Annotated in this window: 17 protein-coding genes and 1 pseudogene; 8 read left to right on the top strand and 10 right to left on the bottom strand. The window is 63.1% G+C overall.

Features of this window, described 5'->3' with window-relative positions:
- The first annotated feature begins 38 nt into the window (after window positions 1-38).
- Window positions 39-545 (top strand): hypothetical protein, encoded by a 507-nt coding sequence (locus J0663_RS14885; RefSeq protein ID WP_207241085.1) that lies wholly within the window; start codon window positions 39-41, stop codon window positions 543-545.
- Window positions 546-694: 149 nt separating this feature from the next.
- Here the strand turns inward: J0663_RS14885 and bla are convergent, their stop codons facing one another.
- From bla to dmeR, 3 genes are all read right to left on the bottom strand, one after another.
- A complete protein-coding gene (gene bla, locus J0663_RS14880; RefSeq protein WP_207241084.1) occupies window positions 695-1,588 on the bottom strand; it encodes a class A beta-lactamase in 894 nt (297 codons plus the stop codon).
- Window positions 1,589-1,678: 90 nt separating this feature from the next.
- Complete coding sequence (gene dmeF, locus J0663_RS14875) at window positions 1,679-2,665, bottom strand: CDF family Co(II)/Ni(II) efflux transporter DmeF (RefSeq protein ID WP_207241083.1); 987 nt, start codon at window positions 2,663-2,665, stop codon at window positions 1,679-1,681.
- Window positions 2,666-2,763: 98 nt separating this feature from the next.
- A complete protein-coding gene (dmeR, locus tag J0663_RS14870; protein WP_207241082.1) occupies window positions 2,764-3,036 on the bottom strand; it encodes a metal/formaldehyde-sensitive transcriptional repressor in 273 nt (90 codons plus the stop codon).
- 480 nt (window positions 3,037-3,516) lie between these two features.
- Here dmeR and J0663_RS14865 point away from each other — a divergent pair, with 480 nt between their 5' ends.
- On the top strand, window positions 3,517-4,011 hold the full coding sequence (locus J0663_RS14865) for a GNAT family N-acetyltransferase (protein WP_207241081.1): 495 nt from the start codon (window positions 3,517-3,519) through the stop codon (window positions 4,009-4,011).
- 66 nt (window positions 4,012-4,077) lie between these two features.
- Entirely contained in the window at window positions 4,078-4,707 is a 630-nt protein-coding gene (locus J0663_RS14860) for a glutathione S-transferase family protein (protein ID WP_207241080.1), read from the top strand.
- 10 nt (window positions 4,708-4,717) lie between these two features.
- Here J0663_RS14860 and J0663_RS14855 read toward each other — a convergent pair whose 3' ends face one another.
- From J0663_RS14855 to J0663_RS14845, 3 genes are all read right to left on the bottom strand, one after another.
- Window positions 4,718-5,632 carry a cytochrome c gene (locus J0663_RS14855; protein WP_207241079.1) on the bottom strand — a complete coding sequence of 305 codons (915 nt, stop codon included), beginning with the start codon at window positions 5,630-5,632 and terminating at the stop codon, window positions 4,718-4,720.
- Between the two features lie 136 nt (window positions 5,633-5,768).
- Window positions 5,769-6,209, bottom strand: coding sequence for a c-type cytochrome (locus tag J0663_RS14850; RefSeq protein WP_207241078.1), 441 nt, complete (start codon window positions 6,207-6,209; stop codon window positions 5,769-5,771).
- Between the two features lie 130 nt (window positions 6,210-6,339).
- Window positions 6,340-6,975 (bottom strand): LysE family translocator, encoded by a 636-nt coding sequence (locus tag J0663_RS14845; RefSeq protein WP_207241077.1) that lies wholly within the window; start codon window positions 6,973-6,975, stop codon window positions 6,340-6,342.
- 130 nt (window positions 6,976-7,105) lie between these two features.
- Between J0663_RS14845 and J0663_RS14840 the strand changes: the two genes are divergently transcribed.
- Window positions 7,106-7,798: a helix-turn-helix transcriptional regulator gene (locus J0663_RS14840; RefSeq protein WP_207241076.1), complete on the top strand. Its 693-nt coding sequence runs from the start codon at window positions 7,106-7,108 to the stop codon at window positions 7,796-7,798.
- Window positions 7,799-8,025: 227 nt separating this feature from the next.
- Here the strand turns inward: J0663_RS14840 and J0663_RS14835 are convergent.
- A pseudogene (locus tag J0663_RS14835) lies at window positions 8,026-8,870 on the bottom strand (metallophosphoesterase).
- Window positions 8,871-8,976: 106 nt separating this feature from the next.
- On the bottom strand, window positions 8,977-9,579 hold the full coding sequence (locus J0663_RS14830; RefSeq protein ID WP_012483135.1) for a superoxide dismutase: 603 nt from the start codon (window positions 9,577-9,579) through the stop codon (window positions 8,977-8,979).
- Between the two features lie 213 nt (window positions 9,580-9,792).
- Between J0663_RS14830 and J0663_RS14825 the strand changes: the two genes are divergently transcribed.
- From J0663_RS14825 to J0663_RS14815, 3 genes are all read left to right on the top strand, one after another.
- A complete protein-coding gene (locus J0663_RS14825; protein WP_207241075.1) occupies window positions 9,793-10,119 on the top strand; it encodes a hypothetical protein in 327 nt (108 codons plus the stop codon).
- A gap of 198 nt (window positions 10,120-10,317) precedes the next feature.
- Entirely contained in the window at window positions 10,318-10,971 is a 654-nt protein-coding gene (locus J0663_RS14820; protein ID WP_207241074.1) for a class I SAM-dependent methyltransferase, read from the top strand.
- 55 nt (window positions 10,972-11,026) lie between these two features.
- A complete protein-coding gene (locus tag J0663_RS14815) occupies window positions 11,027-11,758 on the top strand; it encodes a sulfite exporter TauE/SafE family protein (RefSeq protein ID WP_207241073.1) in 732 nt (243 codons plus the stop codon).
- A 20-nt stretch (window positions 11,759-11,778) separates the two neighbouring features.
- On the opposite strand, the gene J0663_RS14810 is transcribed toward J0663_RS14815, so the two are convergent.
- Window positions 11,779-12,123, bottom strand: coding sequence for a nuclear transport factor 2 family protein (locus J0663_RS14810; RefSeq protein ID WP_207241072.1), 345 nt, complete (start codon window positions 12,121-12,123; stop codon window positions 11,779-11,781).
- Between the two features lie 109 nt (window positions 12,124-12,232).
- On the opposite strand from J0663_RS14810, the gene J0663_RS14805 reads away from it, so the two are divergent.
- Entirely contained in the window at window positions 12,233-13,495 is a 1,263-nt protein-coding gene (locus J0663_RS14805; protein WP_207244508.1) for an MFS transporter, read from the top strand.
- 54 nt (window positions 13,496-13,549) lie between these two features.
- On the opposite strand, the gene nadE is transcribed toward J0663_RS14805, so the two are convergent.
- A complete protein-coding gene (gene nadE / locus J0663_RS14800) occupies window positions 13,550-14,383 on the bottom strand; it encodes an ammonia-dependent NAD(+) synthetase (protein WP_207241071.1) in 834 nt (277 codons plus the stop codon).
- Between the last annotated feature and the right edge of the window lie 152 nt (window positions 14,384-14,535).

Here is a 14,535-nt window from a genome sequence, read left to right as displayed (position 1 = left end):
CGGCGCCATTGTCTCCCCGTTTTACGGGGAGATTTTTTATGGAAATCAGTAGCAATATTCGCACTTACTATGGAATCGGCGGCCTTTTCGATCAGCAGCCCAAATCCAAGAATCAACAGACGACGGAATTCACCACAACCGCCCGCAGTGGCGGCCCGGGTCTCGAACCAAGCAGCACGCCTCCGTCGATCGCCAACACTGTCTGGGCTCTTCAAAGCACCGAAGGCCCCTATATCGATACCCCTTCGGAAGAGGAGGCAGCGGCGAGCGCGGCGCACCGGTCCCTGATCGACGAGTTTTCCGAATGGGGCAACATGACGCCGGCGGAGTATATCCGAGCCCGCTACCTGGAGCAGCACGATCTGACGGAAGCCGATCTCGCAGCCATGCCTGCCGACCAGCGCGCGGCAATCGAAAAGGAGATCGCCGAGCAGATCAAACGCGAAATGGCGGGCATCGAGGACAACGGCAGCGACACGACGGATGCATCGCCGTCGTCTGAGCGAGAGCGTTTCGAGCAGCTGTCCCACACGTCGTCGGTGTGACGAACGCCGAGGCGTCCAAGGGGCGGCCGTGGGTGTGGGCTTCAACGTGCCAACAGTTGCAGCGTGGTGACTTGGGAGAAAGTTGTAGGAAAGGTCTTTCTCCGGCTCAAATCGGACAGCTGTCGATCATGCCCTAAGCATTACCTGCGTCACACCATCTCAGCTATCATCCTGCCTACTTCGGAAAAGATCGGGTTGAGCTCCTTCACCGGCGCGGTCGCCTCGGCGATATAGACGGCGGCGACGATCGGGCCGCGCTCGGGCGGCCAGATGACGGCGATGTCGCCGAGAGAGCCGTTCTGGCCGGTGCCGGTCTTGTCGCCGACCTTCCAATCCTGAGGCAGGCCGGCCCGCAGCCGCTCCTTGCCTGTTGAACTTGCCACCAGCCAGGCGATCAGCCTGTCCGAAGAGGCTTCGGTAAGCACCGAGCCGAGCGTCAGATTTCCGAGCGTGTCGAGCATCGCATCCGGTGTCGTCGTGTCGCGCGGATCGTCCTTCCTGCCCTCGTTGAGCGTCGGTTCGGTGCGGTCGAGACGCGTCGTGCCGTCGCCGATCGAGCGCAGCCAGTCGGTCAGACCAGCCGGCCCGCCGAAGCTTTCGAGCAGCAGATTGCCGGCGGTGTTGTCGCTCACCGTTACCGCCGCCTCGCAGAGCTCGGCGATCGTCATGCCGTCGGCGCCGGCATGTTTCTCGCTGAGCGGCGAATAGTCGACCAGCTTGTCCCCGCCGTAGGTCACCCGCCGATCCAGGCTCTCCTGTCCCTTGTCGACGCGGGCAAGGGCGAAGCCGGCAGCCAGCGCCTTGAAGGTGCTGCACATCGGGAAGGCCTCAGCGCCGCGATAGCCGAAGGAGATGCTCGTCTGGGTATCGAGCACCGAGACGCCGAGGCGGCCGCCGGTGCGTTTTTCCAGCTCCGCAAGACGCTTCTCGACGTTGTCGTCGCCCTGCCCGGCGCTCTCCTGCGCATTAGCGGGAAGCAGGCCCAAAGCAGGCAGGCAGAGTGCCGAGCCGATCAGCATGCGGCGGGTAAGACTGAGATCCATGACATCCTCCGGCGAGTCGGAGAACAGAGCTAAGGCGCGATTGCGGCGGCATCTCGTCATCGCGGCGACGAAGTCGTCCGCCGGCGCCGGCTACGCCGCGCGCGTAACCTCGACCGTCACATGCGACAATTCCGTCAGCGCCGAAAGCCTGCCCTTGTAGAAGGCCGGGTCGCGCGGCGTCGAGGTGAGGACGGCGACGATCGCCGCATGATGGCCGGGGCCGACTTGCCAGACGTGCAGATCGGTGATCCGGTCCTCCCCGGTCTCGATCGCCTCGCGGATTTCCGCCGGCAGGGTCTCACCTTCGGGGACGATGTCGAGAAGGATACCGCCGGAAGATTTCATCAGGCTCCAGGACCAGTTGGCGATGACGACCCCGCCGACGATGCCCATGATGGGATCGAGCCAGAGCCAGCCATAGAGGCTGCCGAGGGTCAGCGCCGCGATGGCGAGCACGGAGGTGAGCGCATCGGCCATGACATGCAGATAGGCGGCGCGGATATTGTTGTCGCCGGCCCCTGCGCGGTGGTGGGCATGGTCGCCGTGGCCGCCATGGCCGTGGTGGTGTGCGTGGTGCCCATGCGCGTGGTGTCCGTGCGCGGCATGACCGCCGCCCGCCAGCAGCCAGGCGCTGGCGAGATTGACGGCAAGACCGATGACGGCGACAGCGATCGCCTGGGCAAAACCGATCGGCACCGGATTGGAAAGGCGCAACAGGCTCTCCCAGGCCATCAGCAAGGCGATCAGGGCAAGGATAATGGCGCTGGCGAAGCCGGCGAGATCACCGAGCTTGCCGGTGCCGAAGGTGAAGCGCGGATTGCGCGCCTGCCGGCGGGCGAAGAGATAGGCGAGTGCCGAGATGAGGAGAGCGCTGGCATGGGTCGACATGTGCCAGCCGTCGGCGACGAGGGCCATGGAGCCGTAGACGGTGCCGGCGGCGATTTCGGCGACCATCATCACCGCCGTCAGCGCGATCACCAGCCAAATGCGCCGCTCGTTGCGCGCGTGATCGGCGCCGAGGAACACATGCTCGTGCTCCAGGCGGTTCATCGCAGCTTTGTCGATTACGGCACTCATTACAGGCTCCTTCGTCACGCTGGAGCGGCTCAGCCTTCATGAGCAGAGCCGCCAAAGTCTTTGTTTCGGGCAATTCCCAGCCAAACCGCGTCGGCGCGCTAGCGGATGTAGGTTCTGAGGACTTCCGATATTTCCTCGACCGCCTCGGCCCTGGCCCTATCGTCATCGGCATTCAGCACGTGTTCGCGCAGGTGATCGTCCAGCACCTCGCCGGTGAGCCCGGTCAGCGCACCGCGGACGGAGGCGAGCAGCTGCAGGATCTCGCCGCACGGGCGCTCGGCCTCGAGCGCCCGCTCGACGGCCTCCATCTGGCCCTTCAAACGGCTGACGCGGGCGATGAGTTTCTTTTTCTGCAGGGTGGTGTGGGACATAGTGGGCTTTATATAACATAGGGGGGTATAGTATCAAGAGTAAGATGGACTCTGGAGATAGCCGATAGGTAGCCCCTCATCCGGCTGCCGCCACCCGCCCGGGGACGAGCCACGGTCTCGACCCGTCCTTCGGACCCCGTAAACGGGGCGAAGGGACCATTCCGCGACCTCTCCGTTCCCCACTAACCCCTCGCAGGGCACGTCCCCTCGCCCCGTTTACGGGGAGAAGGTTAGGATGAGGGGCAGATCCTTGGGCCAACTGGACGGCAAGAGACATGACACGCGCGATCCGCCATTGACAAACCCCGCATTTCCGACGATTGATGCTGCATGATCAAGAACGCGCACCAGAGCCGCTCGTATTTTTGGCTGTACCTGTAAAGGGCGGCCGGACAGATCATATTGTCAACAAGCCGCCGTCAGGCGGCTTTGTTGTATCGGCAGCGTCCTGACGGCAGATAATCGAAGGACGCGAAGAGCATGACCGACATCGAAGACAGCGAAATTTCACTGATGCGCCCATCGGTGGTGACGATCCGCACCGCCAAGCCGCGCGATCTACCAGAACTCAACGAGATGATTGCGCTGCTTGCCGCCCATCACGGCGATGCGGCAGCTGCGACGCCGGAGCAGCTGGAGCGCGACCTCTTTGGCCCACTGCCCTGGATTACCGCGCTTGTGGCCGAGATCAGCGAAGGGCTGATCGGCTATGCCATTCTCGTGCCGCTCTACAGGGCGCAGGAAGGCAAACGCGGCATGGACTTGCATCATCTCTTCGTGCGCGACGGCCATCGCGGCCACGGCACCGGCCAGCTGCTCGTCGACCGGGCCCGCGAGACCGCGCGCAATGCCGGCTGCGGCTACCTCTCCGTCAGCGCCGCGACCGGCAACGTGCTGGCGCACCGCTTCTACGAACAGATGGATTTTACCCCGCGTCCGGTTACCGGTATGCGTTACATGCAGTCGATCGCCTAAAGCGCTTCCCGATCTTTCAGATTCGCTCGGTCGACGGTTTAAGCCATTGTTTCTCTAGGAGCTTTCATGCCTGATTTCAAACTCCATTGCTTCGCCCTCTCCGGGAACTGTTACAAGGTTGCGCTGTTCTTTGCACTTGCCGGCATCGAGTGGGAAAGCATTTTCGTGGATTATCTGGGCGGCGAAACGCGAACCGAAGAATGGCGAAAAGCCGTAAACGAACAGGGTGAGGCACCTGTGCTCGAGCACGGGCAAACGAAGATCAGCCAATCGGGAGTCATCCTGGATTATTTGTCAGAGGTGACAGGGCACTTTGGGGCGCAGACAGCCGAAGAGCGGCGCGACATTATGCGTTGGGTTCTTTTCGACAACCACAAATTCACGAGCTATTACGCGACGCTCAGGTTCATCTATGGTCTCCAGAGCAGCGGCGAGACACCAGTCGCCGAGTTTTTGAGACTGAGAGCCAAAGCTGCCTATGCCATTGTCGACGAACACCTGACAGGCAGGGCCTTCATCGTCGGCGACCGGCTGACGATCGCGGACCTCTCCTTGGCAGGCTATGTCTTCATGCCGGAGGAAACCGGGATCGATCACAGCGCTTATCCGGCCATCGCAGCCTGGAAAGACCGTATCAGCAACATGCCCGGCTGGCGCCATCCCTATGACCTGATGCCCGGCCCCACCTCCTTGTAAGAACGTCGTTCTAACGCCCCGGCACCGCCTTCAGATAGGCGGCGATCGCCTCGCGGTCGGCGGCCGGCAGGCGGGCGATGTTCTGTTGCACGTCGACCATCCGGCCGCCGACGGAATCGAAATCGGGCGTGAAGCCGGTTTCGAGGTAATTGGCGATATCGGCCTCGCTCCAGCCGCCGATGCTCTTGGAGGCCGGAGTGATGTTCGGTATGAGGCCCTTGCCTTCCGGGTTGGGGGCGCCGGCGAGCCAGCGATCGGCCTCAAAGCCGCCGAGCGCATCGCGCGGCGTGTGGCATTCACCGCAATGACCGGGACCTTCGACGAGGTATTGCCCGCGCTTGATCTTGTCGTCGCTCTTTGCCAGCGCCACCCGCGGCTGATCGCTGAAATAGAGGAATTTCCAGCCGCCGAGCGCAAGTCGGATATTGTAGGGAAACGGCAGCTCATGCGGCGGTGCGACGTTGGCGCTCTTCGGCAGCGTCTTGATAAAGGCGAAGAGGTCGTTGACGTCCTTGTCGCTCATACGGGCATAGGAACCATAGGGAAAGGACGGGTAAAGATGCCGGCCATCCGGGCCGACGCCGCGTTTCATCGCATTGCCGAACGCGGCGAGCGTCCAGGCGCCGATGCCGGCCTTTTCATCCGGCGAGATATTCGGCACGTGGAAGGTGCCGAACGGGCTCTTCAGCGCCAGACCGCCTGACAGCGTCAGCTTGGCATCGCCTTCGGAACCGGGCGCGGCATGACAGCTGACACAGCCGCCCGCCCAGAAGACCGTCTGACCGTTGACCGGATCGGGCGCGCCGAGACCCGCCCAATGGCTCTCCGGCAGCGGATCGGGCGCGGTGACGAGATAGAAGGCGCCGCCGCCAAGGACGGCGACACCGATCAGACAGAGCAGTAACCGGACGAACCTGCGGACCATGCTCCGCCTCCCCTTTTGCCGAGATTTCCCGTGCGGAGCGATTCTGCAACCAGCCCGCACGGTCGGAGAATAAGATGATCCGCGCCGGCGGCAAGGCTGGCGCGGATCGCGTATCAAGTCCAGATCAAACGGCCTATCAATCCTTGAGGCGATAGGCCTTATGACAGCCGCCGCAATTGGCGCCGAGCGTATTGAGCGTGGCGCCGACGGCTGCAGCATCGGCCGGAAGCTGAGCGAGCGCGGCTTCCGCGTCGGCGGAGAGCTTTTCGGCGCGCGCCTTGAAGTCATCCATGTTTTCCCAGAGCTTCGGGTTCACCTCGGGATCATTCCTATCGCTGCCCGGCTTGAACTGATCGGGGAAAACCTTGGCCGTTGCGGCGATCGTCGTCAGCGCCGCCTTTACCGTCTCGGCATCATAGGGTTTCTCACCCTTGGCGATCGCGGCCATGGCACCCGCCGAACCGCCGATCTTCTTCATCAGAGCAATGCGCGAATCATGCGTGCCGTCGGCGGCGGTCACCGAACCGAGGGCTATACCGGCCATCGCTGCGGCGGCAGCTACTGCTTTCCAATTCATCTGGTCCTCCCCATTTTCTCAAGGCCAAGGCGGCCGATGGCCAATCTGCACCGGGAGCATGACAAAATCCATGGTGAACGGCAGTCACGTTTTGGCGGATCACCATAAAAACAATGTGATACACGCAGTTTCAGGCAGTTTTCCAACCCTGCCAGAGGCTGAGCGCGGAGACCGCAACCAACATGAGTCCGGCGCAGCGGCCGACAAGGGTGGTGGCGCCAGGATTTGCGATGAGCAGATCGCGGCTGCGGCCGGCCGTCATCGCCAGCGAACCGTAAATGGCAAACTGGGTGGCGACCGTCATGGCGCCCATGATCAGGCCCTGCATCCAGACCGGACCGTATTCCGGCCGCAGGAACTGCGGATAGACGGCGAACATGAAGATATAGGCCTTCGGATTGACGAGACAGGTGACGGCGCCCTGGCGAAAGGCCCGCCAGCCGGAGTGCGCCGTCGCCGGCCCGACCGCCTCGACGGTGATCGAACTGCGCATCAGCGAGAGACCAATCCAGATCATATAGGCGACGCCGGCAAAGAGCAGCACGTTGAAAAGCTGCGGCAGCATGGTGACGAGCACGCCGACGCCGGCCGCGCCATAGGCCGAATGCACAGCACCCCCCGCCATGATGCCGCCCGTTGCCGCGAGCCCCCGCCTGACGCCGCCCGTCAGCGCATTGGCGAGCACGAAGAGCATGTCCATGCCCGGCACGATGATGATGCCGAAGAGAAGGGTAAAGTAGAGCCAGAGGTTTTCGTGGTAATTCATGTCAGTTGCCGCCTTGAGTTTCTCAGGACCATTTTGCAAGACCCTGATTGATTTCAATCCGATAGACGGCTCTATACGCAAACCCAACTGACAGCGTATTGTCAGGAGCGTTGAGAATGGGAGAGACAGAATGCGCAAGGCTTCCAGGCTTTTCGAGATCATTCAGATCCTGAGGCTGGCCAGAAAACCGATGACGGCGGCTGACCTGGCCGAAACGCTGGAAGTGACCGTGCGCTCGATCTATCGCGATATCGCAGCGCTTCAGGCGATGCGGGTGCCGATCGAGGGCGAGCGCGGCATCGGCTATATCATGCGGCCGGGCTTCGACCTGCCGCCCTTGATGTTTTCGATCGAGGAGATGGAGGCGATCGTGCTGTCGCTGGCGCTGCTCGACCGGACGGCGGACGAGGAACTGAAGCAGGCCGCGCGCCGGGTCAACCAGAAGATCGCTGGCGCCGTGCCGGAGCCGCTGCGCCAGGCGCTGGACAGGAAGGCGCTCTATGCCTGGGGCTCGATCGCCCAGCCAGCGGGTTTCGACCTTGGGATCATCCGCCGGGCGATTCGCGACGAGCGCAAGCTGATGCTCGCCTATCGCGACGAGCTCGGCCGCGCCAGCGAACGGACGATCCGGCCGATCGCGTTGATCTATTATTCGCAGACCGCCAATATCGTCGCCTGGTGTGAACTGCGCCAGGCGATCCGCAATTTCCGCAGCGACCGGGTGGAGCGCTGCGCGGTGAGCGACGACTTTTTCAACGGCGAAGGCGACCGGCTGCGGGAACTGTGGACGAGCGGGTGGAGGGAGGCGCCGGTGACGGTTTGATGGGGCGCGCCTGCCCCTCATCCGGCTGCCGCCACCTTCTCCCCGTAAACGGGGCGAAGGGACCAAGCCGCAACCTCTCCTTCCCCACCGCGCTCGCAAGGCACGTCCCCTCGCCCCGTTTACGGGGAGAGGGCTAGGGTGAGGGGCAGCTATTTGCGCGAGCGACAGCGCGACAAACCCAACCATGGACGAGGTTAGAGCCGACTTTGTCAGCAGTCTACCCCAACCTAATAAACCAGCGTGCGGCTGTCCTCCCGGCCGAAGCCGCGGATTTCGATGCGGTCTGCATACACCTCGACGATGGCGAAGGCGTTCTGGTTTTCGGTGTCGACCACGCACTTGAAATTTGACGAAGTGGCAGGCCCCCGCCTTGCCGTAATTGCCGACGTGGTCGTGGCCGTTGAGATAGGCGACGACGTGGCTTTGCGAAGCGAGCAGCGCAACGACGCGCTCGCTGTCCCACATGCCGTGTTCGCCGGCGGGATAAACGGGATAGTGGTTCATGACAATGACCTTCTCGCCGGCGGCAGCCGCCTTGGCGATCTCATCGCCGAGCCAGGCGAATTGTCCGTCGCTCAGCGCGCCATTCCAGCGATGGGCATTCGCTGCACCTTTCTCTTGCAGTTCCGCCAGCATCTCGGCAGCCAAAACGCGGTGAGGATGGTCTTCGGGCGGCGCGAAGATGCTGACGTCGTTGCCGTCGAGCACGATGAAGCGCCAGCCGTGCCGGGAGAAGCTGTAGTAGGGCGACGGCATGCGAAGCCGGGCGGCGACTTCCGCGAGATGCGCCGCGGAGACTGAGAAATCATGATTGCCGAGCAGGAAAAGCGCTTCATGCCTCAGTCTGTCATAGATCGGCAGGATGTCGTCGAAGCTTGAAAAGCTGCGGTCGATCGTCGCCGAGCGTCATGACGAAGCTCAGTTCCCAGCTATTGAAGACCTCGACCGCCTCGGCGACCTTGGCAAGGCTGTTGGCATATTGGCGGTCCATCGCCACATGCGGGACGATCGGCGCATATTGCGGGTCGGCGATAATGCCGAAGCGGAACAGGGGAACAGCGGGGGAAGACATGGGGCGTGATTAGGCGCGGCCGGTGACAAGGCTGTGACAGCATTGCGAGAAAACAGAACACCCGGCGGTTGAGGCGCCGGGTGCGAAGTCTTCAGGTGGATGCCGCTCACTTCGTGGCTTCTTCGTAGCGCTCCAGGACGTAGTCCCAGTTGATCAGGCTGTCGATGAAAGCTTCGAGATATTTCGGGCGGGCATTGCGGTAGTCGATGTAATAGGAGTGCTCCCAGACGTCGACGCCGAGGATCGGAGTGGCGCCGTGCACCAGCGGGTTTTCGCCGTTCGGGGTCTTGGAGATTTCGAGCTTGCCGTTCTTGACGGAAACCCAGGCCCAGCCGGAGCCGAACTGGGTGGCGCCGGCATTGGCGAAATCGGCCTTGAACTTGTCATAGCCGCCGAGATCGGAGGCGAAGGCCGCCTCGAGCTTGCCGGGCAGCTTGTTGCCGCCGCCGCCCTTCTTCATCCACTTCCAGAAATGGATGTGGTTGTAGTGCTGAGCGGCGTTGTTGAAGAGGCCGGCATTGGTGCCGAAGGACTTCTTCACCACCTCTTCGAGCGAGAGATCCGAAAGGCCGGCTTCGGCGGCGAGCTTGTTGCCGTTGTCGACATAGGCCTTGTGGTGCTTGTCGTGGTGAAACTCCAGCGTTTCCTTCGACATGAAGGGGGCAAGAGCTTCGTAATCATAGGGAAGTTCAGGCAATTCGAAAGCCATGTCAGATCTCCTCTTGGCAATAGATTGCGTCATCGGCAGGTGAGGCGGAACATAGGAGGGGAAAGGGGGAGAGGCAACCGGCGAAATATCAAAAAACGACCGGACGGAGGAAAATTTGCCTCAGTTTGGGGGCGGGATTCGGGCGTGCAAATCGCCCGGCAATGCCGCCTCGAAAACCGCTTCGCCGGCGGCAGACATCAAGGGAGATCCGATATGAACAGGAATATAATCCCGCATCTCGCCATTGCCGCGCTTCCGTTTCTTTCAGCGGCGGCCCATGCCTCTTCGGACGAGGTCTGGAAACAGTTGGCCGCCGACGTGGAAGCCAAATGCAAAGAGGCGGGGGTGGCGATCGAGAGGCCGAACGTCGCCATCGATCCGTTCGGCACCTCGCATTACGGGCTGGCCCTGGTGACGGGAAAGCCGAAGGGCGCCAAGGGTCTTGTCGCCCAGATCTGCGTCTATGACAAGCAGGAGAAAACCCTGGAGATCGGCAGCGCGATGGATGCGAAAAAGCTTGGGTTAACGCCAGCGAAATAGCCGCCACCGCAGCGGCTTGTGACTTCGGTCACATTTCGCGGGCGGAACCCGGACCCACCCTCAGGAGTTGAAGGTCTCGGTTTTAGAGCGCCGCGCCTCTGTGAGAGGCGTCAAGGCGCTCTATGTTTGCGATAAATGCATGATCCCTTTCGAAAATCTTTTCCGATTCTCGAAGGTCAGGCGCAGGGAGGAATAGACATGTCGGAGCGTCGCAATAGGGCGGAAGATCAGCAGAAAATCTATCAGCGCTGGGCGCCGGTCTACGACCGCGTTTATCGCGGCATTCTGCGCGACGGCCACCGCAAGCTGGCAGCGCTTGCCGCGGCAGCCGGCACCGATATTCTGGAAATCGGGGTCGGCACCGGCCTGACGCTCGCGCATTATCCCAGCCGCTGCCGGGTGACCGGCATCGACATTTCCGAACATATGATCGCACGGGCGCGCGAAAAGGTGCGGCGCGAAAACCTGCAGCATGTGCAGGCGCTCGAGGTGATGGATGCGCATGCGCTGGCCTTTGCCGACCAGTCTTTCGACGTGGTTTGCCTGCCCTTCGTCATCACGCTCATTCCCGAGCCCGAACGGGCGCTGGACGAATGCGCCCGGGTGCTGCGGCCGGGCGGCGAGATCATCCTGGCCAGCAAGCTCGGCGACGGCGCCGGGTTGCAGGGCGCGATCGAGGCGGCGGTTGCGCCGCTGATGCGACACATTGGCTGGTCGTCCGCCTTCCGCATCCACCGCATCGTCGCCTGGGCGGAGCGTCGCGGCGATTTTGCGGCGACGGATATTCTGCCGGTCTTTCCGAATGGTTTTTTCAAGATCGTCCGCCTGAAACAGCGCGGTTTTTCCGCCTGAGACGAAAAAATCCGCATCGCCGATCCTGATGCTACCGTTCGCCTGAGGGGACTGCATGACATCGGATATCTTCTTTTTCATCGCCGTGGGCTTCTGCGCGCAGATCGTCGACGGCGCGCTCGGCATGGCCTTCGGCGTGCTGTCGACGACGAGCCTGCTGGCCTTCGGGGTGCCGGCAGCCAATGCCAGCGCCATGACGCATGTGACGGAGATGTTCACGACGGCGGCGTCAGGCCTGTCGCATGCCTATCACCGCAATGTCGACTGGCGGCTGGTGGCGCGGCTCGCCCCGGCCGGCATGATCGGCGGTGCGATCGGCGCCTACCTACTTGCCAATATCGACGGCAAGGTGATCGAGCCCTTCGTATCAGGCTATCTGATCGTGATCGGCCTGCTGATCCTCTACAAAGCCTTCCGGCCGCAGGCCAGGCGCGAGGTGCGCGACTGGGCCGTGCCGCCCGTCGGCTTTTGCGGCGGCCTGCTCGATGCGATCGGCGGCGGCGGATGGGGTGCTGTCGTCACCAGCACGCTGGTCGGCCGCGGCCATGATCTCAAGCGCGTGATCGGCTCGACCAATTTCACCGAATTCGCCGTGACGCTGACGGTTTCGATCACCTTCATGGTGACGCTCGGCTGGTCGGAACTCAATTCGGCGATCGGGCTCATCATCGGCGGCGTCGTCGGCGCCCCTTTCGGCGCCATCCTCGTCAAGCGGCTGCCGGTGCGGGCGCTGATGGCGGCTGTCTCGTTGGTCATCATCACGACCTCGACGATACGGTTCTTCTAGCTCAAAGCCGTTTCGGCGGGTCAGAGATTCCGGCCGAAATAGACCTCCACCGCAGCAATCCGGTCGCCGCGGAAACACAGGCTCTCCATGTTGCCGAAGCTTGCGCCATCCCTTTTTTCGGCGCGATAGCGAACCGCCACCTCGTCGCCGACGACCGCCAGAAATTCGATGTGGATCGCGCGGAAGACCGGCTCCTTCGGCCAGCAGCGCTCGAAATAAGCCGCCCGATCGATGTGGTCGTCGCGCGGACTGGAGAAGGTGAAATCCTCGGTCAGCATGGCGCCGGCGACATCCTTGCGATCCTCGAGATAGGCGGCGTAGAGGTCGCGGACGGTCTGCTCCCGGGATGGGGCCATTGCGTTCATGGCAGGTCCTCCGTTTTGCCGATTTCAACTTGCAATCAGTTTATCTTCTAGCTCTTTCAGCCGAGATGATCCAGATTGCGGCGCAACTACGCAGGGATCGATGCAAGGAATGATGGACACGCAATGGGAGGCCGCTGTTAGGCCGGGCTCGATCTACTGGAAGCGCAACCTTGCCATTTCGCTGATCGGCTCCTTCACCACCATCGTGGCGATGACGCTGCTGCTGCCCTTCCTGCCGCTCTATGTCGAGGAGCTCGGCGTGAGCGAGCATGCGGCCATCGTGCAATGGTCGGGCATTGCCTATGGCGCCACCTTCCTTGCCGCCGCTCTCGTCGCGCCGCTCTGGGGGCGGCTCGGCGATATTTACGGCCGCAAGCTGATGCTGGTGCGCGCCAGCCTCGGCATGACGGTGGCGATCGCGCTGATGGGCATGGCCGGCAATGTCTGGCAGCTGGTAGCGCTGCGCCTCTTCGTCGGGCTCGCCGGCGGCTACTCCTCCGGCTCGATGGTGCTGGTGGCGACGCAGACGCCGAAGGACCGCTCGGCCTGGGCGCTCGGCGTCTTGTCTTCCGGCATCATGGCCGGCAACCTCGTCGGGCCGCTGATCGGTGGGGTGCTGCCGCCGATCATTGGCATCCGCGGCACGTTTCTTGCCGCCGGCGCTATGATCTTCCTTGCCTTTCTCGCCACCGCCCTGCTGATCAAGGAAGAGAAGTCGCCGGCCCGCAAGCAGGCGGCCAAGGCAAGCGGCGGCTGGAAATCCATTGTCGACACGCGGCCGGTCATCGCCATGCTGGCGACCGGCATGCTCCTGATGTTCGCCAATATGTCGATCGAGCCGATTATCACCGTCTATGTCGCGCAGATCGTGCCCGCCGTGAATGAGGTGACGATGATTTCCGGCCTGGTGATGTCGGCCGCCGCCCTCGGCAGTATTCTTTCGGCCTCGTGGCTCGGCAGGCTTGCCGACAGGATCGGCCACTGGCCCGTGATCGCGGGGGCGCTTGCCGTCGCCGGGCTGCTTTCGATCCCGCAGGCGCTCGTCGCCAGTTCCTGGCAGCTGATCATCCTGCGTTTTCTGATGGGCGCGGCACTCGGCGGGCTGCTTCCCTGCATTGCCGCCGTCATCCGTCACAGCGTGCCGGACAGCGCGGCCGGCGGCATTCTCGGCCTGTCGGTCTCCTCGCAATATGTCGGCCAGGTGGCCGGCCCCGTTCTCGGCGGCTTCGTCGGCGGTCATATCGGCATGCGGGCGGTTTTCCTCGGAACATCGCTGCTGCTTCTCGCCGGCGCCGCCTATGCCTGGATGGTGCGGCCCAGGGATGCGGCTGGATCACACATGCGGGCTGCCCGGGATCAGCTCGACGCCTGAGCGGGCGATCGCGGCCGGACGGGCGGGCCGGCACGGACGTAAGGCCGGCCGCTCTCAGAGTGTGTTGACCGCCACCGGCAGGGCGCGCTTGTGGGCGGTCGCCCGATAGGCGGCGAGGATGCGGCGGCGGGCGATCTCGCCGACCGGCTTGCCCTCGAGGAAATCGTCGATCTCGTCATAGCTGACGCCATAGGCCTCTTCGTCGGGGCGCAGCGGCCGCTGGTCCTCGAGATCGGCGGTCGGCACCTTGAACACCAGCTCGTCCGGGGCGCCGAGCCGCTTTGCCAGGAGGCGGACGCGGCGCTTGTTGAGGCCGGCGAGCGGCAGGATATCGGCGGCACCGTCGCCGAACTTGGTGAAGAAGCCCATGACCGCTTCGGCGGCATGGTCGGTGCCGATGACGAGGCTGCCGAGCGCGCCGGCGAGCGCGAACTGGGCGATCATGCGCTGGCGGGCCTTGATGTTGCCGAGGATGAAATCCTGCCGGCCGGCATCGGCAAAGGCGAGGCCGCCGTTGCGGACTGCCGCCAGCATCGCATCCGCCGGCTCCCTGATATTGACCACCATGGAGCGATCGGGGCCGATCGTTGCGAGCGCTTTGGCCGCATCGGCCTCGTCCGCCTGGACGCCGTAGGGAAGACGCACGGCGATGAATTCGGCCGCATGGCCACTGTCACGCAGCTCGCGCACCGCCTTCTGAGCCAGCAGCGCCGCCGTCAGCGAATCGACGCCGCCGCTGATGCCGAGGACATAGCCGCGCAGGCCCGAGGCGACGAGATAATTCTTAAGGAAGGCGCTCCGCCGTTCGATCTCCTGTTCAGGGTCGATATCGGCGGCAACCCCCAGTTCGCGGATGATCTCGCCTTGTTCGTCGAACAGCACAGTCATAGGCCTCTTCCTCCCACCTACGGAATTTCGGCGCCACTATGGCGAAAAGATGGGAGGAAGGCGAAGCCGTTTCGGGCAGACCTGCCATGCATTTCGTGCAAGTGGGTGTTGGGACGCAGTATTCCTGGGCTAGGGTAGCCCTTCTGTCCTGC

The sequence above is a fragment of the Rhizobium lentis genome, assembly GCF_017352135.1.
Taxonomy (GTDB): domain Bacteria; phylum Pseudomonadota; class Alphaproteobacteria; order Rhizobiales; family Rhizobiaceae; genus Rhizobium; species Rhizobium lentis.
This window is presented reverse-complemented; position numbering and strand designations above follow the sequence as displayed.